The organism is Serratia sp. JSRIV006, from assembly GCF_019968685.1.
Lineage (GTDB): Bacteria > Pseudomonadota > Gammaproteobacteria > Enterobacterales > Enterobacteriaceae > Chania > Chania fonticola_B.
Window position 1 is genome coordinate 2,559,743 of record NZ_CP074137.1, and the last position, 21,333, is coordinate 2,581,075.

Annotated in this window: 16 protein-coding genes; 8 read left to right on the top strand and 8 right to left on the bottom strand. The window is 54.5% G+C overall.

Annotated features, from left to right (window positions below):
- The first annotated feature begins 18 nt into the window (after positions 1-18).
- Both KGP16_RS11880 and KGP16_RS11885 read left to right on the top strand, forming a co-directional pair.
- Complete coding sequence (locus KGP16_RS11880) at positions 19-2,541, top strand: fimbria/pilus outer membrane usher protein (protein ID WP_223501363.1); 2,523 nt, start codon at positions 19-21, stop codon at positions 2,539-2,541.
- A complete protein-coding gene (locus KGP16_RS11885; RefSeq protein ID WP_223501365.1) occupies positions 2,538-3,509 on the top strand; it encodes a spore coat protein U domain-containing protein in 972 nt (323 codons plus the stop codon). The genes KGP16_RS11880 and KGP16_RS11885 overlap by 4 nt, the downstream gene beginning before the upstream one ends.
- Positions 3,510-3,512: 3 nt before the next feature.
- Here the strand turns inward: KGP16_RS11885 and rsmF are convergent, their stop codons facing one another.
- The 3 genes from rsmF to yebS form a co-directional block, all read right to left on the bottom strand.
- Complete coding sequence (gene rsmF, locus KGP16_RS11890; protein ID WP_094981817.1) at positions 3,513-4,949, bottom strand: 16S rRNA (cytosine(1407)-C(5))-methyltransferase RsmF; 1,437 nt, start codon at positions 4,947-4,949, stop codon at positions 3,513-3,515.
- A gap of 168 nt (positions 4,950-5,117) precedes the next feature.
- Positions 5,118-7,751, bottom strand: a complete 2,634-nt coding sequence (locus tag KGP16_RS11895; protein WP_223501374.1) for a PqiB family protein — start codon at positions 7,749-7,751, stop codon at positions 5,118-5,120.
- The gene (gene yebS, locus KGP16_RS11900) at positions 7,720-8,967 is read right to left on the bottom strand and encodes a membrane integrity lipid transport subunit YebS (protein ID WP_223501531.1); all 1,248 of its coding nucleotides are present in this window, start codon (positions 8,965-8,967) and stop codon (positions 7,720-7,722) included. The genes KGP16_RS11895 and yebS overlap by 32 nt, the downstream gene beginning before the upstream one ends.
- Before the next feature lie 240 nt (positions 8,968-9,207).
- Here yebS and KGP16_RS11905 point away from each other — a divergent pair, with 240 nt between their 5' ends.
- The 4 genes from KGP16_RS11905 (at position 9,208) to htpX (ending at position 13,728) form a co-directional block, all read left to right on the top strand.
- Positions 9,208-9,705 carry a GAF domain-containing protein gene (locus KGP16_RS11905; protein ID WP_021178215.1) on the top strand — a complete coding sequence of 166 codons (498 nt, stop codon included), beginning with the start codon at positions 9,208-9,210 and terminating at the stop codon, positions 9,703-9,705.
- Between the two features lie 95 nt (positions 9,706-9,800).
- Entirely contained in the window at positions 9,801-10,514 is a 714-nt protein-coding gene (proQ, locus tag KGP16_RS11910; protein WP_021804621.1) for an RNA chaperone ProQ, read from the top strand.
- A gap of 19 nt (positions 10,515-10,533) precedes the next feature.
- The gene (prc, locus tag KGP16_RS11915; RefSeq protein ID WP_223501376.1) at positions 10,534-12,582 is read left to right on the top strand and encodes a carboxy terminal-processing peptidase; all 2,049 of its coding nucleotides are present in this window, start codon (positions 10,534-10,536) and stop codon (positions 12,580-12,582) included.
- A gap of 267 nt (positions 12,583-12,849) precedes the next feature.
- On the top strand, positions 12,850-13,728 hold the full coding sequence (htpX, locus tag KGP16_RS11920; RefSeq protein WP_021178212.1) for a protease HtpX: 879 nt from the start codon (positions 12,850-12,852) through the stop codon (positions 13,726-13,728).
- An 87-nt stretch (positions 13,729-13,815) separates the two neighbouring features.
- On the opposite strand, the gene KGP16_RS11925 is transcribed toward htpX, so the two are convergent.
- Positions 13,816-15,207, bottom strand: a complete 1,392-nt coding sequence (locus KGP16_RS11925; protein WP_071680444.1) for an MFS transporter — start codon at positions 15,205-15,207, stop codon at positions 13,816-13,818.
- A gap of 228 nt (positions 15,208-15,435) precedes the next feature.
- Here KGP16_RS11925 and kdgR point away from each other — a divergent pair, with 228 nt between their 5' ends.
- A complete protein-coding gene (gene kdgR / locus KGP16_RS11930; RefSeq protein WP_021178210.1) occupies positions 15,436-16,227 on the top strand; it encodes a DNA-binding transcriptional regulator KdgR in 792 nt (263 codons plus the stop codon).
- A gap of 193 nt (positions 16,228-16,420) precedes the next feature.
- On the opposite strand, the gene KGP16_RS11935 is transcribed toward kdgR, so the two are convergent.
- Together KGP16_RS11935 and KGP16_RS11940 are read right to left on the bottom strand one after the other, a co-directional pair.
- Positions 16,421-17,098, bottom strand: coding sequence for a YafY family protein (locus KGP16_RS11935; protein ID WP_094981814.1), 678 nt, complete (start codon positions 17,096-17,098; stop codon positions 16,421-16,423).
- Between the two features lie 83 nt (positions 17,099-17,181).
- Positions 17,182-18,329, bottom strand: a protein-coding gene (locus KGP16_RS11940; protein ID WP_223500153.1) for an IS3 family transposase whose coding sequence is annotated in 2 segments (ribosomal slippage) — positions 17,182-18,092 and positions 18,092-18,329 — 1,149 coding nt in all. Because the reading frame shifts where the segments join, the coding sequence is not laid out codon by codon here.
- Positions 18,330-18,416: 87 nt separating this feature from the next.
- Between KGP16_RS11940 and KGP16_RS11945 the strand changes: the two genes are divergently transcribed.
- Entirely contained in the window at positions 18,417-19,013 is a 597-nt protein-coding gene (locus KGP16_RS11945) for a hypothetical protein (protein ID WP_094981813.1), read from the top strand.
- A gap of 129 nt (positions 19,014-19,142) precedes the next feature.
- Here KGP16_RS11945 and KGP16_RS11950 read toward each other — a convergent pair whose 3' ends face one another.
- Both KGP16_RS11950 and KGP16_RS11955 read right to left on the bottom strand, forming a co-directional pair.
- The gene (locus KGP16_RS11950; RefSeq protein WP_021804615.1) at positions 19,143-20,534 is read right to left on the bottom strand and encodes an L-cystine transporter; all 1,392 of its coding nucleotides are present in this window, start codon (positions 20,532-20,534) and stop codon (positions 19,143-19,145) included.
- Between the two features lie 184 nt (positions 20,535-20,718).
- Positions 20,719-21,267, bottom strand: a complete 549-nt coding sequence (locus KGP16_RS11955) for a metal-dependent hydrolase (RefSeq protein WP_071680439.1) — start codon at positions 21,265-21,267, stop codon at positions 20,719-20,721.
- Positions 21,268-21,333 lie beyond the last annotated feature (66 nt).

Genomic DNA, 21,333 nt, shown 5'->3' on the forward strand with positions numbered 1-21,333 from the left:
CGGCAGGAAGCGCGACTAATGCCGATCCGAGCCATTACTCGTTCCGGTCATCAGTATCCGCTGAATTGCCGGGGCGGTCTGTGCCTGCTTTGCCTGAGTACCTTCTGCGTTCAGGCGCAGGAATACTCATCATTGCCCGATGCCCCGCGTGCGGCACCGGTGATCACCAATGCGATGTTCTACCTGACCCTGGTCGTCAATGGTCAGAGCGACGGGCAGGTGGTTCCTGTGACCTATCGGGACAATGCGTATTACGTGGAGGCCGGCGTGCTGGCAAAGAACCATGTGCAGACCAAGGGTCAGCAAGGGTTGATTAAGGTCGAGGAGTTGCCTAGGGTGAAGGTGAAATATGATTCTGCCGCCCAGCAGCTGATTTTTCAGGTACCGGATGCCTGGCTGCCAAAACAGGACGTCGGCGGCGGCGAGCTGATGAATTACACGATGGCCCAAAGCAGCACCGGTCTGTTGCTAAACTACGACTCCTATTATACCGACCCCCACGAAGGCTCCAGATCGGTTGCCACCTGGATGGAGCAGCGTTTGTTTAGCAACCTGGGGTTTATCAGTAACACTGGGACCTATCGCTACAATATCGACACCGCATCGGGCGAGGGCGGCAGTGCCGTACAAGACCGCTATCTGCGCTACGATACGTTCTGGCGTTATAGCGATGAACAAGATTTGATCAGCTACCAGCTTGGGGATTTTGTCAGCAACTCGCTAACCTGGAGTAATTCGGCCCGCATGGGGGGATTACGCATCAGCCGCAATTTTGCCCTGCGCCCGGATCTGGTGACCTATCCGCTGCTGCAATATAGCGGTACCGCAGCGGTCCCCAGCACCGTGGATTTATTTCTCAACGGCTTTAAGGCCAGCAGCAATAATCTGAACTCCGGGCCGTTTACCCTTACCAATGTGCCTTACATCAACGGGGCTGGTGAAGCGACGATCGTCACCACCGATGCGGTCGGGCGCCAGGTATCGACCACGGTGCCGTTTTATGTTTCCAACACCCTGTTGCGTAAAAACCTGAGCGACTTTGATGTGTCACTCGGCGCGGTGCGCCAGGATTATGGCATCTCCAACGGCGATTATTCCGACGCGGCTTTCAGCGGGATTTACCGCTACGGGCTGAGTAATTATCTGACGCTTTCCGGGCACAGCGAGGCCACGCAAGGGCTGGCACTCGGCGGGTTGGGGGCCGATATCGCGGTGGGAACATGGGGTACGCTCAGCCTGTCTGCCAGCCAGAGCAAGGCTAATCATCCGCCGGTGGCGACCAGCGACGTGGTGAACGACCAGATTGTCCGGCCGAATACGCCAGGTATGCCCCACCCCAATCAGAATATAGACAATCCGCTGGGCACTAACGTGACGGACAAAAAAGACGGTAGCCAGTACACACTGGGCTACTCCTATAATTCGACGCTATTTAGCTTTTCGGCACAACGTGCTTCGCGCACCGTGGGTTATCAGGATCTCACGTCTTACACCAGCAATACCCGCCTGAGCCGCCAATCCGATCAGGCCACCTTCAGCGCTTCGCCGTTTGGCTCGAGTAATGGCACCTTGGGCTTGGGCTATTACGACGTGCAGGCCTATGACAACTCGCATACCCGCCTGGTGAACTTCTCTTACAGCCGTGCCCTGTGGGGCCAGAGCAGCATGTTTGTCTCACTCAATAAAACGTTGGGGGATAACGGTTACAGTGCGCAGCTGCAATTCATTATTCCACTGGGTAGTGATGTCAGCCTCCATGCAGGGTTAGCACGTAACAATAATGGGCATTATCAGCATCAGGTGGGGGCCAGCAAGGCGGCTCCCACGGATGGCGGCATGGGCTGGAACCTGGCTTACAGCGGTGGTGGCGATGCCTATCAACAGGCCGATGCCACCTGGAAAACCCGCTATGCCACGCTGCAAGGCGGCATCTTCGGCCCACAAGGAGAATATACCAACTGGGCAGACCTGAGCGGCTCAGTGGTGTTCATGGCTAACTCCTGGTTCCTGTCGGACAAGATCAACGACGCGTTTATCGTGGTGGATACCGATAATTATGCCGGGGTTTCGGTGCTGTATGAGAATCAGAAGATGGGCACCACCGACAGCAATGGGCACCTGTTGATCCCGTCGATCAGTTCGTACTATCCGGCCAAGGTCGAGATCGACACACTGCCGTTACCGGCGGACGTGGTGGCTAACCAGGTCAACAATCGCATTGCCGTTAAGCAAGGCAGCGGGATGGTGGTGAAATTCCCGGTACAAAAAGTCCTCTCGGCCAATATCACGTTGCATGACACCGCCGGGCAACCGCTGAAATTGGGCACGTTGGTCACGGAACAAACCACGCAACAAACCACCGTTGTCGGCTATGACGGGCTGGTGTACTTCTCACATTTACAATCCCACGGCCAGTTAAGTATTCAGCAGGACGACCGCTCAATGTGCCGTGTGGATTTCGACCTGAACCCCAATTATCACAGCATTGAACAGGTCGGGCCGCTGGTCTGCCAAGGCAGTGCCGAAGAGAAAAAATCATGATTATGTTATTACGATGGATGCGAGCAGGATTGGCATTGCTGCTGTTCGTGGGGGTTATGCCATTCGGTTGGGCGGGCTGCACCGCCCCTGCAACCGCGGGCAGCCTGGGCACACAAAATTCCTTTGACGTCAGCACGACTCCGTTAACCACCTCTGTCAGTAGCGGGCTGAAATGTACCGGCTCGCTGCTTAATATTGGCGGTACTAACACCATTAAGGCCACCATCGGTGCGACTTTACATCCAGTTGGCAACCAGCCGCGTTTATACAGTGCGGCAACCGGCCAGTATCTACCATACAGTCTGTGCAAGGATGGTGGCTGTAGCACCCTGTATAATCAGGGCAGCGTCATTACCTGGACCAGTACTACCGCACTGGATTTACTAGGCCTGTTTACCGGGCCAAACAGCACGCTGCCGATTTTTATCCGGCCACAAATGAACTCTAATCTGGCTGCTGGCACTTATACGGATACCATTCCGATCGCTTGGGACTGGAGCATCTGCTCGATTGCGCTTGGCCCCATTTGTGTCGCGGACACCGGGAGTATAACGTCCGGCGCCAATATCACCCTGTCGCTGGTTGTCACCAATTTTTGCTATATCGACAGCGCGCCAAATGTCGGGTTCGGTAGCGCGGCGTTGCCGTCTGGCCTCACTACGGTTGTGTCCAATACCCTCAGCGTACGTTGCACCCTCAACGCCAGCTACTCGGTCAACCTGACCAGCAGCGTCGCCAGTTCGGGGCAATATCGGCAAATGGCGTCTACGGTAAACGGCACCACCAGCTATATTCAGTATCAGCTGTTCAAGGGGGATAGCACCGTTTGGACCGCCGCCACCAATAGCAACGCGACGGGCACGGGTACCTCGCAATCCTTTCCCTATACCGCCTCGGTTAACCTGTCGCAAAACAACCAGCCAGCGGGGAGCTATAGTGACACCGTCACGGTTACCGTCGCCTATTAGACGTTATTGATGGAAATCCAGTACTCCGTCGCGCACCAGTTCGCGGGGCAGGCTGTTTTTAATCCGGCTGCCGATCAGTTTGGCCAGCCCTAGCGGCTGATGCTGATAAGTAACGATACACTCATTGCTCTGTGGGGGTTGCGCGGGATAGAGATCGCGGCCATGGAACCATTCCTGGGCCAGTGCTGCATCGAGCTCAAAAGTCTGTGGGTTGTCACTGGCCGCCAAGGCGATCACCGCCTCATGCTGCCAGCGGAACCCTTTTGGGAAGCGTTCCGCCAACTTTACGCCAATGCGGGAAAAACGCACTTTGCTGACCAAAGGCTCCAGCGCGGCTGGAAACAGCCAGATTTCTTTATCCCGCGCCCATAATTTACTGGTTTCATCCCAGACCAAACCCGAGGCTGCGGCAGCCTGCGCCACCAGTGCGGACTCCTGGGCCGAAAGTGGGGCGAAAGGGAACTTGCCCAGCTTATAGCTCGGTTTGGCCAATGCCGGAACGCTGTGATTTTTGCGTAGCCGGGCGACGAAGAAGCCTTCACTGTCATAAATCTGTGGGAATACGTGCAGGAAGCCTTCTGGAGTGAGGGCCAGTTGCGCTTGTGGGAACAGGTCACCCAGCGGCTCAATGCTGACGGCGTCGCCATAGGTTGCCAACAGTTGATGTATCACCTGTTGATTTTCCTGGGCATTCAGCGTGCAGGTGGAGTAAACCATCACGCCGCCGGGGGCCAGGGCGTGGAAGGCGCTGTCGATCAGTTCCCACTGGGTTTGCGCGATGCTGGCTACGCTTTCTGGCGACCAGTTGCTCATGGCATCCGGATCTTTACGCACCACGCCCTCACCAGAGCAGGGCGCATCCAGCAGGATGGCATCAAAGCTTTCCGGTAAGGCTGCGCCAAACACCCGGCCGTCAAAATGGGTCAGCGCCGTATTTTTGACGCCGCAGCGGCTGATGTTGGCATGCAACACCTTGACTCGGCTGGCCGAATATTCATTGGCGACAATGCCGCCCTGATTGCCCATCAACGCGGCGATCTGGGTGGTTTTGGAACCCGGCGCTGCGGCGACATCCAGCACTCGGCGCGGGGTTTCACGCTCGGCAAACAGGGCGCTCACCGGCAGCATGGAACTGGCTTCCTGAATGTAGAACAGGCCGCTTAGATGCTCCGCCGCGCTGCCCAGCCGTAATGCATCGTCATCGCGCTCGATCCAAAAGCCTTCGGGGCACCAGGGGATGGGTTCCAGCCGCCAGTCGTAGTCTTTGACCAGCACCAGAAAGTCCGCAACGCTGATTTTCAGCGTGTTGACCCGCAGGCTACGCCGCAAGGGTTGCTGGCAAATAGCGATGAAGTCATCCATGGATAAATGGTCAGGCATGATGGCGCGAGTTGCGTCGAGAAAAGCAGGAGGCAAAAAAGCAGGGGCAGGTTTAGCCACAGGGAGCTCTCAGGGCGGAAAAAAATCGAAGGGGCTAGTTTACCATAAACTGCCTGCCTGAGAATACCGGCAAGTTTCGATCAATGGGATGGATGGCAAAGCAGTAATGGTATGGATTATCTTGGGGGGAGCGGCAGGGCTCAGAACATTGAACCCTGCCGAGAACTATCAGTTGTCCCTAGGGATAGCGGTGCCCCATTCGCGCCAATCTTTCGGCTCTTCTGCATTCAGCAGGAAGTGTTTGTTCGGCGTGGCTTTAGGGGCCAGCGGAATGCTAGGTGGGGTGGCAAAGGCAATACCGCCGCGAATAAACTGCTGGAAAGTACCGCTCTTGATCACGCCGCCCGTCAGGCCAAACTGCAGGTTATAGCCAGAGGCCAGCCAGAAGACGCTGTTGTTACGTACCAGATGCTGGTATTTCTTGCTGACTCGCAGCGAGACGTGCACGCGATCTGACATCGCCCCCAGATAGAAACCGGTCACGGTACCCACTTCAATGCCACGGAACAGGATCGGCGTGCCGATTTGCAGCGAACCGGTCTCGGCGGCGTCCAGGATCACGCTCAGGCCATCCAGGTAGCGGGAGTCGGTAATGCTGGCTTCCTGCAGCTCAAAAGTACGCATTGATCCGCCGTGGCCGGGTTCCACGTTGATATAGGGCTGCAACAGGGAGTCAAGATTATTGACCCCAGCGGCAGAAATCTCCGGTGAAACGATGGCGAAACGGCTGCCGAGACGGGCAAAGGTTTTCACATACTCTGGGTACAATACTGCTTTGGCCAACACCTCGTTACGCTCCGGTGCCAGTTTCAGTGATTCAAGCTGGCCGATATCAATGCCCAGATAGCGTATTGGCATGCCAGGGGATAGTTTGCTGGCATCATAGGTGCGTAACGTGATCTGGCTACCCACGGCGCGAGCGGCGGTTTCTGAGGCGTACAGCACGCGTTTGGCCCCTTTATCCAGCGTTACGCCCTGCAGGTTATCAAAGCTGATAGCGCCTTTCAGCGCGCGGTTGAGCGGGGAAGCCTGCACTGTCAGGCCGCTGCCGTTCAATTGCACCTTGGCACCGCCTTCCGCCCAGAAAATGCTTTCGCTGGTTAACAGCTTGCGGTATTCCGGGCTGATATAAACCTCAACGTCAAACTCGTTGGCCTTGGGCCGTACGTTGACAATCTCCCCCACCTGGAACTTGCGGTATAACACCACCGAGCCAGCTTGCACATCTGGCAGGCTGGTGGCGGTAAGCGTCAAGGTGGGCAGTGGGCTGTTGCCGACGATGCCCTCGGCGGCTTTTTCCACGTTGCTGTACAGCGGATACTGCGCGTCCGGTTCGCCTTTACCCCCAGGGATCAGGCGTACGCCACCGTCTAGCCACTCCTGAGCGCTGGCACCTAACACTTGCACGCCGTCCAACCCGAATTTGACATCCACCCGGCTGTTGACCACGAATTTACTGTCTTTATGCAGCAAGCTGCGGTGCTGAGCTTCGATCGCAGCCGTAAAGGTCACACCGCCGTCGGTCAGGGTACGGGTCAGGATTTGCCCGACCTTGATACCGTGCACGATTAACGGTTGCCCAACGTCGATGCCGTAGCTTTGCGGGGCATTCAAGGTGACCGTCACCACGCCAGGCTGTTGCAGCAGCGTTTTACTACTGTCCAACACGGTAAAATGCTGCTGGGGTTCGCCTTCACCCGGCACCAATTCCAGGGTGTTACCGGTTAACAGCTGACTCAGCTTGGCGTCGTTAAGGCTGACTTTTGGGCTACTCATCTCAATGCGCGTGCCGCTGCGCATCAGATCGACCACCGAAGGATCGATGGTGAGTTCGCCGGTGACCTTGCTATCCTGTTGCAGGGCCAGGCGAGTCAGCGTGCCAACCTGCAATCCTTGATACATCAGCGGCGTGCGGCCCTCGCTCAGGCTATTGCCGTCGGGCAGGTCCAGTGAGATGTTAACCCCACGCTGGCTACGGGCCAGATCCGGATACAGCGTATAGTTTTGATCGGCCTTGGCCTGCTTGCCGTCTAGCGGGGAGTCAAAGGCTATCGCACCGTTTACCAGCGCGGCCAGGCTCTCCATCTGCACGCTGGCGCCGGACAGGCTGAAATCGCCTTTAAAACCGGAAACGTTCCAGAAACGGGTGTTGTCCTTCACCAGATTGGCAAAGCGGCGGTCGATCAGCACGTCGATGATCACGCCCTTGTTACCCGGCGAAATAGTGTAGTCATACACTTTACCGACCGGGATCTTGCGATAATAGACCAGCGAGCCAGTGTTCAGGGAACCGAGGTCGTCTGCTTGCAGGTGGATCATCAACTCGCCGGTATTCAGGCGGTATTTCGGCTGCGTATCCAGCGCGGTGAAGTGGGTTTGCGGTTTGCCACGGCCCGGCATCATGCCGATGTAGTTACCACCGACCAGTGCATCCAGGCCGGACACCCCAGCCAACGAGGCTTTGGGCGTGACCAGCCAGAATTGTGTGCCTTCCCGCAGTGAGTCTTCCAGATCGCTCTTGATGCTGGCTTCAACCACGATACTCCGCAGATCCTTGCTCAGCGAAATGCTTTGCACGGTGCCCACGTCCACACCCTGGTAACGTACCGGCGTACGGCCAGCGACAATACCCGCCGCAGACTGGAAGTCTATGGTGACACTATTGCCGCTCTCCTGGTAATTGGTATAGACCAGCCACCCGGCAATCAGCAGGGCGATAAACGGCAGTAACCAGAATGGCGAGATTCGGCGCTTGTTTTTGACCCGCGCCTCAGTCGGCGTATTCGGCGTTTCCTGTTGCATGTGCATCCCAAATCAATCGGCTGTCCAGCCACTGTACGGCAAGGATAGTTAAAATAACCGCAGACCCAAAGTAAAAAGCTGCTGGCCCCATAGTAAAAGAAAACAGTTGGTCGCGATTGATCAGCGACATCATCAACGAGATCACGAACAGATCGAGCATCGACCAGCGGCCAACCCAGGTGACCAGCCGGAGCAACCGGATGCGGGTTTTGAGGCTGTGCGACGTTTTGAAATGAATGCTGAACAGCAGCACCAGCAGTACGATCACCTTGGTAAAGGGCACCAGGACGCTGGCGATAAATACGATGGCGGCGATTGGCATGTTGCCCGAGTTGGCCAGCGAAACGACGCCGCTGAAAATGGTATCTTCCATACGCGCGCCATTGGCGTAAACCACCGAGATCGGCAGCAGGTTGGCGGGGATCAGCAGCACGATGGCGGCAATCAGCGCGGCCCAGGTTTTTTGCAGGCTGTAAGGCTGGCGATGGCGCATCGGCACATGACAGCGGGGGCAGCGGCCACGCTCATCCTGAAAACCGGTAAAATGGCAGGCCAGGCAGACGTGTAACGCCTCTGGTTTGCCCTCTGGCTGTTCCTGCGGATAGTAGCGTTCCCACATCTGCTCCAGGTTCATGTGGATCAGCGTCAGCAGGCTGAGCAGGGTCAATGCCAGATAGGCAATCAGGGCGCTGCCAGGTTCAATATCTGCATATTCCTTGACCTTGATCGCCGCGACCACCATGCCGATCAGGTAAATATCGAGCATGATCCACTCTTTCAGGCGTTCCAGCATCAGCAGCACTGGCCGCAGGTTCATGCCGAGCGCATGGCCAAACCACAGGTACAGCAATGACAGTGATAGTGTCAGCGGCGCGCCGATGGTGCAGAAGGCGACCATGCTGGCGGTAAACGGATCCCCCTGGCTGCTCATTTGCCAGATGCCTTCCAACAGGCTAGCGTTAATCTTCGTGCCGAGCAGGCGGATGCTGATCAACGGCTCGCTAAAGGCAAAGGGCATCAGTAACAGCATGGTGACGGCTACCGCGGTCAGGCGGGTCATTGACCAGTCGCGGCCATTCACCACTTTGGCGTTGCAACGTGGGCAGTAGGCGGCCTGAATGCGGGTTAACGGCGGCAACGTGAACAGCAAATCGCATTCACAACAGCGTTGGTGGCGAGCCTTGGAGAGCGGGCCGGTAATGGCGAGTATCTTCATCATGAATGCTGTTTGGCGACCTGAGGTCTACTTAGCGTAGCTTGAAAACCAACCCGTCAATGCTATCAACCGGTAAAAAGGGATTAGCATCGCAGGTTACAAATGATTTTTAGACGGCAAACATACCCTGTTGTACCGTGTTTTGTGAAGCAACAGATGATTAACCTTGTGGCTATACGCATTTAATGCTTATTTTATACGGGTTAAGTCGGGGCTATTTGAGTATTTGAACGGTTAATCATGACTAAAGAATCATTCTACGCGGAATTAAAACGCGATTTGAGCGCATTGCTGGATGGGGAAGATAATTTTATCGCCGCATTGTCTAACGCCAGTGCGCTACTCAATGAGCGTCTTGATGACGTAAACTGGGTCGGTTTTTACCTGATGGAAGGCCATCAACTGGTGCTAGGTCCGTTCCAAGGCAAGATTGCCTGCGTGCGGATCCCGTTGGGTAAGGGCGTGTGCGGTACGGCAGCGGCGCAGAATCAGGTGCAGCGCGTTGGCGATGTTCATGCATTTCCTGGACATATCGCCTGCGATGCCGCCAGCAACGCGGAAATTGTGTTGCCGTTAGACGTCAGTGGTCAGGTCATCGGTGTTCTGGATATCGACAGCACAGTTTATCAACGCTTCGATGAACAGGACGAAATCGGCCTGAAAGCAGTGGTGGCGGGGCTTTGCGCACGGCTGGCACAGAGCAATTTTGCGAAATATGTCACTGTAGCGGCAAGTTGATCTACGGTTAACGTGGCATTTAGCGATGGCGTCATTATAATGACGCCTGTTCATGCCTGCGGCTTGTTGGCAACCCGTTGTAATCAGGAAATTTCATGGAAAATCAACACAAGTTGAACACAGTTAAAGAAGTCATTGCTTTTCTTGCCGAGCGTTTCCCGCTCTGCTTTAGCGCCGAAGGCGAAGCACGCCCGCTGAAAATCGGTATTTTTCAGGATCTGGTAGAACGTGTACAAGGGGAAGAGAACCTCAGCAAAACGCAGCTGCGTTCAGCTTTGCGCCTGTATACCTCAAGCTGGCGTTACCTGTACGGTGTCAAAGTTGGCGCCCAGCGTGTAGACCTGGACGGTAACCCGTGCGGAGAGCTGGAACAGCAGCATGTTGATCATGCTCGCCAGCAGCTTGAAGAAGCCAAAGCGCGCGTTCAGGCACAGCGTGCCGAACAGAATGCCAAAAAACGTGAAGCTGCTGGTGAGTCTGCCACTGCCGAGCCTCGTCGTCCGCGTCCTGCCGGCAAAAAGCCAGCCGTACGTCGTGAAGGCGGAGCCGCAGCAGAGAACCGCAAGCCGCGCCCACAACAAGCACGCCCACAGCAAGCTCGTGAACCTCGTGTAGCCAAAGAGGCCAGCCAGCCGCGTCATGTGCCAGTCACAGACATCTCAAAACTGCAAATTGGCCAGGAAATCAAAGTCAGAGCAGGTCAGAGCGCGATGGACGCAACCGTACTCGAAATCGCCAAAGATGGCGTTCGTGTACAGCTCTCCTCCGGTCTGGCGATGATTGTGCGCGCAGAACACTTGCAGTTCTGATACGGAGGCCAACCAAGGCATGAACAAATTTGTCAGATTAACCGCAGTTGTGGCTTTGCTGTGGGCGGGTGTCAGTTACGGAGCGGATACAGCCAACATCCGCATCGATCAACTGCCCAAGCTTGAGCAGGAAGCTGAACATGCAACCGTGAGTGAGCGCGTAACCTCGCGCTTCACTCGCTCTCATTATCGCCAGTTTGCTCTGGATGCGGATTTTTCAGGCAAGATCTTCGATCGCTACCTGAATATGCTGGACTACAGCCACAATGTGCTGCTGGCCTCTGACGTCGCGCAATTTGCCCACAAACGCAGCACGCTGGGTGAAGAGCTGAAATCCGGCAAACTGGTTACGCCTTATGCGCTGTTCAATCTGGCGCAAAAACGCCGCTTTGAGCGCTATCAGTATGCGCTATCGTTGCTCGACAAGCCGATGAACTTCACCGGCAACGACACCATTGACGTCGATCGCAGCAAAGCGCCGTGGCCGAAAGACAAGGCAGAATTGGACCGCCTGTGGGATGCCAAGGTCAAATACGATCAGTTGAACCTGAAGCTGACCGGCAAAACGGATAAAGAGATCCGTGACACACTGACCAAGCGTTATCAGTTTGCGATCAAACGTCTGACGCAAAGCAACAGCGAAGACGTGTTCTCGCTGATCATGACCGCGTTTGCCCACGAAATCGATCCGCACACCAACTACCTGTCTCCACGCAATACCGAACAGTTCAATACCGAGATGAGTCTCTCGCTTGAAGGGATTGGTGCCGTGTTGCAGATGGATGATGATTACACCGTGATCAACTCCATGGTGGCAGGCGGCCCGGCAGCCAAGAGCAAGGCGATCGCCGTGGGCGACCGTATTGTCGGCGTTGGCCAGGCAGGCAAACCGATGGTGGACGTGATCGGCTGGCGTCTTGACGACGTCGTCTCGCAGATCAAAGGGCCGAAGGGCAGCAAGGTTCGCCTGGAGATCCTGCCGGCAGGTAAAGGCACCAAAACCCGGATAGTTACGCTGACTCGTGAGCGTATACGCCTGGAAGATCGCGCAGTTAAAATGACTATCAAGACCGTCGGCAAGCAGAAGGTCGCAGTGATGGACATCCCTGGCTTCTACGTCGGCCTGACCGATGACGTCAAAGTCCAGCTGCAAAAGATGGCCAAGCAGAACGTCGACAGTCTGATTATCGATCTGCGTGGCAACGGCGGTGGGGCATTGACCGAGGCGGTATCGCTTTCTGGTCTGTTTATCCCAAGTGGCCCGGTTGTTCAGGTGCGTGATAACAACGGCAAGATCCGCGAAGATGCGGATAACGACGGCGTAGTCTACTACAAAGGCCCGCTGGTGGTGCTGGTTGACCGCTTCAGCGCCTCCGCTTCCGAGATTTTTGCTGCGGCAATGCAAGACTATGGTCGTGCGCTGATCGTGGGCGAGCCTACCTTTGGTAAAGGCACGGTGCAGCAGTACCGTTCACTGAACCGGATTTACGATCAGATGCTGCGTCCTGAATGGCCTGCACTGGGTTCTGTCCAGTACACCATCCAGAAGTTCTATCGCGTTGATGGTGGCAGTACCCAGCGTAAAGGCGTTACGCCAGATATTCTGATGCCAACGGGGATCGATCCGGCAGAAACCGGCGAGAGCTTCGAAGATAACGCCATGCCGTGGGATAGCATTAATGCAGCTGCCTACACCAAAACCGGTGATTTGAAGCCGTTTGAACCGCAACTGCTGAAAGACCATGCGCAGCGTATCGCCAAGGATCCCGAGTTCCAATACATCGCGCAGGATATTGCCCATTACAAGGCGTTGAAAGACAAGCGCAACATCGTTTCTCTCAATCTGGCTACCCGTGAGAAAGAGAACCATGACGATGATGCTACGCGCCTGAAGCGTATTAATGAGCGTCTGGAGCGTGAGGGTAAGAAACCGCTGAAGTCCCTGGAAGACCTGCCAAAGGACTACAAGGAACCGGATCCGTATCTGGATGAAACGGTCAAGATCGCACTGGATCTGGCCAATAACGAAAAGCAGCAGCCATCGCAACAGACGGCCGCCGCCAAGTAAGTTATTTGCGGGTTTAACGCTATCGAGCGCACCTTCGGGTGCGCTTTTTTTTTTGCCATACCCGCACTAAAATTTCTGTTGAGGTCTCCACTCTGGGCTCAGAAATCGTTTACACTTTGTAAAACCCTTGTTTCTTCGTGACTTTGTAAAGTTACGTATTTTTAGTGGCTTAATGGCCTGCCAATCTTGAAATTGTGACCAATGCCCATAAGATCTGGGTATCTGAGGTCGCGTTTTGTTAACAAATAACGAGGAAGTAAACATTTTATGATGCGTATAGCTTTGTTCCTGCTCACCAACCTGGCGGTGATGTTGGTTTTCGGGCTGGTGCTTAGCCTGACAGGGATCCAATCCAGTAGCGTTCAGGGCCTGATGATCATGGCCGGTCTGTTCGGTTTTGGCGGTGCGTTTGTTTCACTGCTGATGTCCAAATGGATGGCGCTACGCTCCGTCGGTGGGGAAGTGATTGAGCAGCCGCGTAACGAAACCGAACGCTGGCTGTTGGACACGGTGCGCCGCCAATCGCAGCAGGCGGGTATCGCCATGCCGCAGGTGGCCATCTACCAGGCACCGGACATCAACGCCTTTGCGACCGGCGCTCGCCGCGATGCATCGCTGGTGGCGGTCAGTACCGGCCTGTTGCAAAGCATGAGCCGTGATGAGGCGGAAGCGGTGATCGCCCACGAAATCAGCCACGTTGCCAATGGCGACATGGTGACCATGACGCTGATCCAAGGGGTGGTGAACACCTTCGTGATCTTCGTGTCGCGCCTGATTGCCCAGGTGGCCGCCGGTTTCCTAGGCAACCGTGATGGGGAAGGCGAAGGTAACGGCAACCCGATGATTTACTTCGGTGTTTCGATGGTGTTGGAGCTGGTATTTGGTATTCTGGCCAGCATTATCACCATGTGGTTCTCACGTCATCGTGAATTTCACGCCGATGCGGGTTCAGCCAAACTGGTCGGCCGCGAGAAGATGATCGCTGCGCTGCAACGTTTGAAAACCAGCTATGAACCGCAGGAAGCGGGCACCCTGATGGCTTTCTGCATCAACGGCAAATCCAAGTCGTTCAGCGAGCTGTTTATGTCACACCCGCCGTTGGACAAGCGTATCGAAGCGCTGCGTTCCGGCCAGTATCTGAAATAACGTTGTATCAAACGAAAACCCCGGCTCGCCGGGGTTTTTGCTATTCAAGCGGGCGCCGCAGATAACACGCATGCTGCGTCCGATAAGCTATTTGCCAGGTTCAGCGAGATTCGCACGGGGTTGAGTGATACGCAGGCAACTCACTACGGCAGCGACGCTGGCGAAGATCCCCGCCAACACCAACGAAGCGTGTGTGCCGCTGGTGGGGAACAGGTTGAACATCAGAGCCACCAGCGCCGCGCCAGAGGTTTGCCCCAATAATCGCGCAGTGCCCAACATGCCACTGGCTCCGCCGCTGCGGTGGCGTGGGGCGGCAGAAATAATGGTGTGGTTGTTGGGCGACTGGAATAACCCAAAGCCCGCACCGCACAGCACCATGCGCCAGATGATATCCAGATCCGTCGGGTTATGTGGCAACAGCGCCAGCAGGAACAAGCCGAGCGCGAAGGTCGCCAAACCAATCCCTCCCAGTAACCCTGCATGAACACGTTCCACCAGGCGGCCTGCAATCGGCGCCATCACGATAATGGCCAGCGGCCAGGGAGTTAACAGCAAACCCGTCGCCACCTCGTCACGGCCCAGAGAGGCCTGCAGGAAGAAGGGTAACGACACCATGGCCAGCATCTGGGCGGCAAAAGAGCAAATCGAGGTGCCCATCGACAGCGCAAAAATAGGGATGCGCAGCAGATCCACCGGCAGTAAAGGGGATGTCTGCCGCAACTGACGGCGCACAAAGAAGTAACCAATCACCAGCAACGCCGCGATTTCAGCGGCAATCAGCAGCAGGCTTTGGCCTTGGGCAAAACCGCTGATGGCGGTGATCAGCAGGCCAAACGTCAGCGCATTCATCACCGCGCTGGTAGGGTCAAAGCGCTGATTGCTGCTTTTCTGACTGTTGGCCGGCAAAAATTTCATCCCTAGCATCAGTGCGACGATGCCGATCGGCAGGTTGATGGCAAAGAGCCACTGCCAGGAGGCCACCGATAAAATGGCGGCGGCGACCGTAGGCCCGGCGGCGGAAGAGAAGGCTACGATCAACGAGTTTATGCCGATGCCACGGCCAAGAAAGCGCTGCGGATAGATAATGCGGATCAGGGCGGTATTGACGCTCATAATCGCTGCGGCACCAAACCCCTGCAGCACGCGGGCAATCGTCAAGGTGAATAGCGAATCGGACAGGGCGCAGAATAACGAAGTAATGCTGAATACCAGCAGACCAGCCTGATAGATGCGGCGATAGCCAATCAGATCGCCCAAGGAAGCCAGCGATAGCAGCGAGATGGTGATCGCCAACTGATAGGCATTGACCACCCAGATCGAGCTGGCCGGGCTGGCGTTAAGATCGCGGGCGATGGTCGGCAAGGCCACGTTGGCGATCGCTCCGTCAAGCACTGACACGGTAATGCCTAGCGCAATGGCCAGGATTGCTCCGTAGCGTTGCGGGACCGGTAAGCCGTCGGAATTTGCAAGCGTTGTCATGGAGGTAGTTATTAAACAGGGGGAATATTACAATGCTAATCATATTTCCCGCCGAATGCACCCGCCGTTTCTGTGCTAAATGTAAAAGTAGTGGGATGTCTGCCGCTAATCCCATCAATAATGGCGAATATTGCGCAACTTCCATTGCATGGGGTGAAATGTTCCGATTATACTGAAACTCTTGTTCAAATTTCCTAAAACAAAAATAGTTAAGTTAAGGTATTAACCATGGCTAACGCAGATCTAGACAAACAACCGGATTCCGTTTCATCAGTGCTGAAAGTGTTTGGCATCCTGCAGGCACTGGGTGATGAGCGTGAGATCGGCATTACCGAGCTTTCACAGCGGGTAATGATGTCCAAAAGTACCGTTTACCGTTTCCTGCAAACCATGAAGTCGCTGGGCTATGTCTCACAGGAAGGGGAGTCGGAGAAATATTCGCTGACCCTCAAGCTGTTTGAACTGGGTGCCAAATCGCTGCAAAACGTCGATTTGATCCGCAGTGCAGACATCCAGATGCGTGAACTGTCTAACCAGACGCGTGAGACCATCCACCTGGGGGCGCTGGATGAAGACAGCATCGTCTATATCCACAAAATCGACTCCATGTATAACCTGCGTATGTATTCACGCATCGGTCGCCGTAACCCGCTGCACAGCACCGCGATTGGTAAAGTCTTGCTAGCCTGGCGCGATCGCGGCGAAGTGGAAGAAATCCTGTCCCATGTCGAGTTTACCCGCAGCACTCCGCACACCATCGCCAGCGCTGCTGAGTTACTGCCGCTATTGGATAAGGTACGTGAGCAGGGGTTTGGCGAAGATATCGAAGAACAGGAAGAAGGCTTGCGCTGCATCGCGGTGCCCGTGTTTGACCGTTTTGGCGTGGTGATCGCGGGCTTGAGCATCTCCTTCCCGACTATCCGCTTCTCTGAAGAAGGCAAAGAGGGCTACGTGGCGCAGTTACATACCGCCGCTCGTCTGATTTCAGCGCAAATGGGTTATCACGACTATCCGTTTTAAGCTTGCCGTAGTTGTAGGGGGCTGAGCATAGCTTCGCCCCTACGCTTTCTCGCCCAGCCTTCGAAATCTCTCCTCGGTTTATAAAATCCAACTACTCTGCTATCCGCCTATCTTGCACTCTTTGAACAAGTGACGTGGAACACCGGCAATGGCTGGACGAATGGCATCACGGCCCTTGGCCGTAGCGACACTGCTAAAGTGTTTTGAGATAGTCCTCAAATAATTTACCGCTCTCTGCCCTAAACTGCTGACCAGTGCTCACCGCCGAAGTTATGTTGTCGACCCTCAGATTACGAAAACCTGAGCGATTTTCGCACCAGATAGTCAGTAGCCACACAGCATCGAATATTGTCAGGCCGAGCGGGCGTGCGATTCGGTTGCTCTCTCTTCCTTGTAAGTCAATATAATGAATATTCAGTTGAAGTCTTTTACGAATAGCAAGACGGAGAAAAGCTAAGTGTTTGGCTGCCTTCTCGCTTACTTCTGTGCGCCGAGAAGCCGCTCTAAAAGGGAGTTGCTTGTAGGTGTCTATCTTTTTGACATCGATCACAGCGCTGATCTTCGCTGAAACTCTTTTTGCCGCTGCTGAAAGCATGTCATCTCCCCGAGCCCCTATCAGCCGTATTCCCAGCATAATAGCGTCCAGCTCATCAGGGTCAAAGTTAAGCGGCGGAAGGAAATAATCTTTTTCAAGCACGTAACCTAGTCCTGATTCACCGCGAATAGGGGCGCCTATGGCCTGCAGAGTTGCCATATCCCTGTAGATTGTTCTCACAGAAACATTCAAAGATTGTGCTAACACCTCAGCGGATACTGGATGTACACGACCGCGAAGATGGTCAAGTAAAGCGAACAGTCGGATAGTTTTCATTAGTCGATATTACACGCCCCTGACAGAAACTGTCAGGGGCGTGTAATACGATTCAGACTTCATATTGAATCGCCACGGATAATCTAGACACTTCTGAGCCGTTGATAATATTGATTTTCATATTCCGTCGGTGACATCTGATCACTCGAACCATGCCGACGCTTACTGTTATAAAACATTTCGATGTAATCAAAAATATCACTGCGGGCTTCTTCCCGCGTTCCGTAGATCTTTTTCTTTATCCGTTCACGCTTCAGTAGCTGGAAAAAACTTTCTGCAACTGCGTTATCGTGACAGTTACCACGACGGCTCATACTGCCCTCCAGTCCATGTGATTTCAGGAATGACTGCCATTCATGGCTTGTATACTGACTACCTTGATCAGAATGAACCAGCACCTGTTTTTGAGGATTACGCCGCCACACGGCCATCAGAAGCGCATTCAGGACAATATCTTTTGTCATCCGGGGTTGCATTGACCAGCCGATAACTTTGCGCGAAAACAGGTCAACAACCACGGCCAGATACAGCCAGCCCTCGTGGGTTCGGATGTAAGTTATGTCCGTTACCCAACGTTCATCCGGTGCTTCCGAGTTGAACTGCCGCTGGAGCCTGTTGGGTGTCACGATACTGGCCTCCCCTTTACGAGCTCTTGGGCTTCGGTATCCGACCTGAGCCTTTATCCCGGCACGCTTCATCAGCCGCCAGACCCGGTTAATCCCGCACTGTTGCCCGCTATCTCGCAGGTCGAGATGGATCTTACGATAGCCATAAACGCAACCGGACTCCAACCAGAACTGTTTGATTTGTCCTGTCAGCCTCATATCTGTCTGATGCCGTGGTGAATGTGGCTGCTGAAGCCAGGTGTAAAACCCACTTGGATGAACATCCAGCACCCGACAGAGCAGACGAACAGGCCAACAACAGGTGTTATCACGGATAAAGGCGTACCTCAGTCGGACAGCTTTGCGAAGTACGCCGCGGCTTTTTTTAATATGTCCCGTTCGTCAGTAACTCGTTTCAGCTCTTTTTGGAGTCGGCGGATCTCGGCCTGAGCATCTGACTGTTCTTTGTTGGTGGAAGAGTCAGGCCCGTACTTCTTTATCCAGGCGTAAAGGCTGTGGGTGGTGATGTCGAGACGTGTTGCAACGCTGGAAACAGAATGGCCACGATCAACAACCTGTTTGACCGCTTCAATTTTAAACTCTTCAGGATAACGCTTACTGCTCATGTGCACCTCTCTTTAGGCCATTTTAAATGACTCTGAGGTGTCTGTTAAACCCGTGGCGATTCATATCACATGATAACGGAGTTACTAATGACTGCACCCTATTACGAAATAGTCACCTATCGGGTTGAAAACTTGACACAAGCCGATTCAGCAAGAACATCGGCACAGCAGCTTTTAAAGGGTTTTCCTGGCTTTATCGACTGGATTGCATTTACAGGAATTGATAGCTCTAGCGAACGTGTCGATTTCGTTGTTTGGAGTGGTGCTGAAGAAGCACTGGCCGCAGCAAAGGCTGTCGAGAGCCAGCCTGAATTCTCATCTTTTCGAGCCTCTGTCAGTTGTTTGCACCAGATGGGGCACTATACCGCTCAAGAGAATCTGCCATCATCACTGAAAGTAGGGTGTGGCATCGAAATCGGGAGATTTCGTCTGAAGCCGGGTATTCACGAGAGTGAAATGCATAAAGTTTATAACCAAATGGTAGGAAATTATCTTGCGTTTCAAACTGGGTGGAAAAGCCAGCATCTGGTCAGCCTGGGCAATGGGGTATTTGTCGATCTTGTATTCGCCGATAGTCAACTAAGAGCAAAGTCAATTTGTGCATCCTGGCAGGGACAAGCTGTATGTGATGCCTTTCTGGAAATCATTGAGCCGGAGAGTATGGAGTTTGGTTCGTTATGCTAAATGTGTGAGGGGGAGGGCAAAAGGCTCAAATCTGCATTAACGTATGTCATCAACCCTCCGTTTCGCAAGGCTAAATAAACTGAACCGGCGCCTGGGTGGGCGCCGGTTCAGTTGCAAATCAGTCTAGGGTTACCGGTGAGCCAGTTCCGCTTCGTCTTCGCTGTCCATAATGGCTTTGTCGGTCTGCTTCATCAGTTGGCTGGTGACGGTACCTGCGGTCATCGAACCACTAACGTTCAGCGCGGTACGGCCCATGTCGATCAACGGCTCAACCGAAATCAGCAGGGCGACCAGGGTCACCGGCAGGCCCATCGCTGGCAGTACAATCAGCGCAGCAAAGGTCGCGCCGCCGCCCACACCGGCAACACCGGCTGAACTGACGGTAACAATGCCGACCAGCGTTGCGATCCACAGTGGGTCCAGAGGGTTGATGCCTACGGTTGGCGCAACCATCACCGCCAGCATTGCCGGGTAGAGACCCGCACAACCGTTCTGACCAATAGTGGCACCAAATGAAGCCGAGAAGCTGGCAATCGACTCCGGCACACCCAGACGGCGAGTCTGTGCTTCGACGTTCAGCGGGATGCTGGCAGCGCTGGAACGGCTGGTGAAGGCAAAGGTCAGCACCGGCCACGCTTTGCGGAAGAATTTCAGCGGATTAACGCCGGTGAAGCTCAGCAGCAGGCCGTGAACCACGAACATGATCGCCAGACCAAGGTAAGAGGCAACCACAAAGCTGCCCAGCTTGATAATGTCGTGAATATTGGAGCCTGCAACTACCTTGGTCATCAACGCCAGTACGCCGTAAGGCGTCAGCTTCATCACCAGACGGACCAGTTTCATCACCCAGGCTTGCAGGGTATCGATAGCTACCAGCACGCGCTGGCCCTTCGGTTGGTCATCTTTAAGCAGTTGCAGCGAAGCCACACCCAGGAAGGCAGCGAAAATCACCACGCTGATGATTGACGTTGGGTTAGCCCCGGTCAGATCGGCAAACGGGTTTTTCGGCACGAATGACAGGATCAGTTGCGGTACGCTCAGATCGGCCACTTTACCCGCGTAGTTGGTTTCGATCGCCGACAAACGAGCCGTTTCTTGTGTGCCCTGGACCAGACCTTCTGCAGTCAGCCCGAACAGGTTGGTGACCAATACGCCCACCAGTGCGGCAATCAGCGTGGTAAACAGCAGGGTACCAATGGTCAGGAAGCTGATTTTTCCCAGCGAGGAAGCGTTGTGCAACTTGGCTACCGCGCTCAGGATAGAGGCGAAAACCAGTGGCATCACGATCATTTGCAGCAGCTGTACATAGCCGTTACCGACGATGTTAAACCAGCCGATAGACGCTTTCAGTACCGGGTTGTCCGCGCCGTAAACCAGTTGCAGTGCCAAACCGAACACCACACCAAGTACCAGGCCGACCAGCACTTTTTTAGCCAGGCTCCATTGCTTATGGCGGGTTTGCGCCAACAGCAAAAGGAGGGCGGCAAAAACCAGCACGTTTAATACGAGCGGTAGATTCATCCCCAATGTCTCCAATCTTGTTTTTTTATAATTAAAGGTGCCAAGCACCGATGTAATGCGATGTAAATATCGTAACAGTTTGCGATGAAGCGCACTTATATCTAAAAAGAATTTAATATAACTTTTGGCTTGAAATCGTCGATGTAATGAGCGGAAAGGCGGGAAAATAGACGGTTTTTTGTGATCACAGCCGGATATTTTTTATTTGCTCAAAATACGACTGCACGGGAAAGGTGTAATCCCCTTGCCAGAAGATGGCGAAAGCCACCAAAACTATACACAGTACCCGCTCCAGCTGGTTGCCTTTTTGTGAGTTCAATATTGGCAGGCAGAAACGCCAGCGGCAGGGCCAAAGCAACGGCACGCCGGCAGGGGTGAGCATATCGGCCAGCAGGTGGCTGAAATAACCGATAATCATGGCGTGCAGCACGTCTGCGGGGATGGGCCAACCGCGCGGCACCTCTAGCTGAAATAGCCACATGCCGCCGACGATCGCCAACAGGCTATGGGTGAAACCGCGGTGACCAAAGGCGCGAGATATCGGGATGGCTATCCAGCGCAGGCGCTGGCCCAGGATGGATTTAGGGTGATCGATATCGGGTAGCAGTGACGTCAGTAGCGCGGCGGGAATGATGTGCCACCAATCGCCAGCGGCGAGCACGGGTGTCACCTCCGCTTTCTTGGCAAAGATCGCGCAGGCAACAGAGAATATGAGATGTCCTTCCGCGGTCATGTTGCTAAATTCCGGCCACTAAACTGTTAATTTATCCAGTATATGGGAATTTTTACAGTTACGGAA

Coding starts and splice junctions, on each gene's coding strand:
- KGP16_RS11880 (WP_223501363.1), top strand. CDS start 19: ATGCCGATCCGAGCCATTACTCGTTCCGGTCATCAGTATCCGCTGAAT.
- KGP16_RS11885 (WP_223501365.1), top strand. CDS start 2,538: ATGATTATGTTATTACGATGGATGCGAGCAGGATTGGCATTGCTGCTG.
- KGP16_RS11895 (WP_223501374.1), bottom strand. CDS start 7,751: ATGCAACAGGAAACGCCGAATACGCCGACTGAGGCGCGGGTCAAAAAC.
- yebS (WP_223501531.1), bottom strand. CDS start 8,967: ATGAAGATACTCGCCATTACCGGCCCGCTCTCCAAGGCTCGCCACCAA.
- KGP16_RS11905 (WP_021178215.1), top strand. CDS start 9,208: ATGACTAAAGAATCATTCTACGCGGAATTAAAACGCGATTTGAGCGCA.
- proQ (WP_021804621.1), top strand. CDS start 9,801: ATGGAAAATCAACACAAGTTGAACACAGTTAAAGAAGTCATTGCTTTT.
- prc (WP_223501376.1), top strand. CDS start 10,534: ATGAACAAATTTGTCAGATTAACCGCAGTTGTGGCTTTGCTGTGGGCG.
- htpX (WP_021178212.1), top strand. CDS start 12,850: ATGATGCGTATAGCTTTGTTCCTGCTCACCAACCTGGCGGTGATGTTG.
- KGP16_RS11925 (WP_071680444.1), bottom strand. CDS start 15,207: ATGACAACGCTTGCAAATTCCGACGGCTTACCGGTCCCGCAACGCTAC.
- kdgR (WP_021178210.1), top strand. CDS start 15,436: ATGGCTAACGCAGATCTAGACAAACAACCGGATTCCGTTTCATCAGTG.
- KGP16_RS11935 (WP_094981814.1), bottom strand. CDS start 17,098: ATGAAAACTATCCGACTGTTCGCTTTACTTGACCATCTTCGCGGTCGT.
- KGP16_RS11945 (WP_094981813.1), top strand. CDS start 18,417: ATGACTGCACCCTATTACGAAATAGTCACCTATCGGGTTGAAAACTTG.
- KGP16_RS11950 (WP_021804615.1), bottom strand. CDS start 20,534: ATGAATCTACCGCTCGTATTAAACGTGCTGGTTTTTGCCGCCCTCCTT.
- KGP16_RS11955 (WP_071680439.1), bottom strand. CDS start 21,267: ATGACCGCGGAAGGACATCTCATATTCTCTGTTGCCTGCGCGATCTTT.